The sequence below is a fragment of the Actinophytocola sp. genome, from assembly GCF_035634895.1.
Lineage (GTDB): Bacteria > Actinomycetota > Actinomycetes > Mycobacteriales > Pseudonocardiaceae > Actinophytocola.
On the sequence record NZ_DASQCC010000242.1, the window covers coordinates 1 to 2,312 of the forward strand.

General features: G+C 70.2%; 1 protein-coding gene and 1 pseudogene. Both read left to right on the forward strand.

Annotated features, from left to right (window positions below):
• A pseudogene (locus tag VET29_RS37665) lies at nucleotides 1-356 on the forward strand (hypothetical protein); the annotation flags it as partial.
• 346 nt (nucleotides 357-702) lie between these two features.
• Nucleotides 703-2,312 (forward strand): alanine--tRNA ligase (gene alaS, locus VET29_RS37670; RefSeq protein ID WP_324929955.1); only part of this gene is annotated, 1,610 nt, incomplete at its 3' end.

Below are 2,312 nucleotides of genomic sequence, written 5' to 3' on the forward strand. Positions count from 1 at the left end.
AGAGCAGCAAGCTGGTCGCCGACGTGCGCGAGCGCGGGGACGTGCTGCTCACCCGGGCACAGGCGGCGGTGGACGGAGCGCAGCAGGCGGTGGACCGGGCCGGGCGCCAGCTCGACCAGACCGAATCCGTCACGGCCAGCATGGACGAGCTCGGCGCCGGGATGAGCGAACTCGCCGGGCAGGTCACGGCGCTGACCGGTCTCGGCCGCGCCATCGCGGGCGGCCCGGTTGGCCGCGCCGGTGCGCTCGCCTACGGGGTGCGGCATGCCGTGAGCCTGCGCCGGGCATCGAGGCGGACGCTCCCCGGCCGGGTAATGGAACGCGGCGAGCTAGCGAAAAGCGAGGCCAAACGATGATCCGCCGGGGCTTCTGGCTCACCGCCGGGGCGGTGACCGGCATCTGGGGTTACCGGCGTGTCGCCGCCGTCGGGCGGCGCGTGTCTGCCAGCCTTACCCCCGGGGGGACGCTGAAGCTCGCGGACACCCGGGCGGACACCCGGGCGGGTACCCGGATGGCCAGCCGGCGAGCGCGCCGCGGTGCGGTCGTGCTGGCCAGGGAGACCTACCGGTTCACCCGCGACGTGCGCGAGGGCATGGAGCTCTATACGGCTCGGCATCCGGCGCCCCCAGGCTCTACCCTCTCAACAGACCAAACCACAGACCAAACCACACACCACGACGCACAACCTGAGGATGGCCACTGATGGAGTCGGCAGAGATCGCCCGCCGCTTCCTTGCGTATTTCGAGCAGCAAGGGCACACCATCGTGCCTTCGGCCTCCCTGGTAGCCGACGACCCCACGGTGCTCTTCGTCATCGCGGGCATGCAGCCGTTCAAGCCGTACCTGCTCGGCCAGCGGACGCCGCCGTACAAGCGGGCCGCGGACGTGCAGAAATGCGTCCGCACGCTGGACATCGAAGAGGTGGGCAAGACCACCAGGCACGCCACGTTCTTCCAGATGCTAGGCAACTGGTCGTTCGGCGACTACTTCAAGGAAGGCGCGATCAGGTACGCCTGGGAGCTGCTGACCAAGTCCGAGGCGGACGGCGGGTTCGGCTTCCCGGAGAGCAAGCTGTGGGCCACCGTCCTGCACGGGGACGACGAGGCGTACGCGATCTGGCAGAACGAGATCGGCCTGCCGGCCGAGCGGATCCAGCACCGCGGCCTGGCCGACAACTACTGGCACATGGGCGTGCCCGGACCCGGCGGCCCGTGCTCGGAGATCTACTACGACCGCGGCCCCGAATACGGACGCGACGGCGGTCCGGCCGCCGACGAGGACCGCTTCCTCGAGGTCTGGAACCTGGTCTTCATGCAGGACCAGCTGAGCAAGGTCCGGGCCAAGGACGACTTCGACATCGAGGGCCTGCTGCCGTCGAAGAACGTCGACACCGGCATGGGGCTCGAACGGATGGCGTCCATCTTGCAGGGCGTCGACAACCTCTACGAGATCGACACCACCTGGAAGATCCTCGACCGGGCGGCCGAGCTCACCGAGCAGAGCTACGGCCGTGACCACCGCGCCGACGTGGCCCTGCGGGTCATCGCGGACCACGTGCGCAGCGCGGTGATGCTGATCGGGGACGGCGTCCTGCCGGGCAACGAAGGCCGCGGCTACGTGCTGCGCCGCATCGTCCGGCGCAGCATCAGGAACTTGCGCGTGCTGGCGGGCGGTCACCGCGGCGGTGCCGGGGCCACCCCGGCGACGGGTGAGCGGTTCATGCACGAGCTGACCTCGGTCGCGCTGGAGGCGATGGAAGGGCTGTACCCCGAGCTGAGGAGCGTCGCGGCCAACATCCACACGGTCATCGACGCGGAGGAGACGGCGTTCGCGAGCACGCTGCGCACCGGCACCGCGATCTTCGACGCCTCGGTCGAGGAGAACCGGCGCCGCGGCACGGACACGCTGTCCGGCGCCCAGGCGTTCCAGCTGCACGACACCTACGGCTTCCCGATCGACCTGACCCTGGAGATGGCGGCCGAGCAAGGCCTGAACGTCGACGAGGACGGTTTCCGCCGGCTCATGTCCGAGCAGCGGGAACGCGCCAAGCGGGACGCAGCGGAGAAGAAGACCGGCAACGCCGACATCACCGCGTTCGCGGAGCTGCTCGAGCGGTCCGGCGCGGTCACCTTCACCGGCTACGACCAGATCACTGGTGAGGCGACCGTCCTCGGCCTGCTGGTCAACGGCGTGCCGGTGCCCTCGGCGGGCGCGGGTACCGAGGCCGACCTGGTTCTGGATCGCACTCCGTTCTACGCCGAGGGCGGCGGGCAGCTCGCCGACGCGGGCACGATCACGGTGACCGGCGGCGA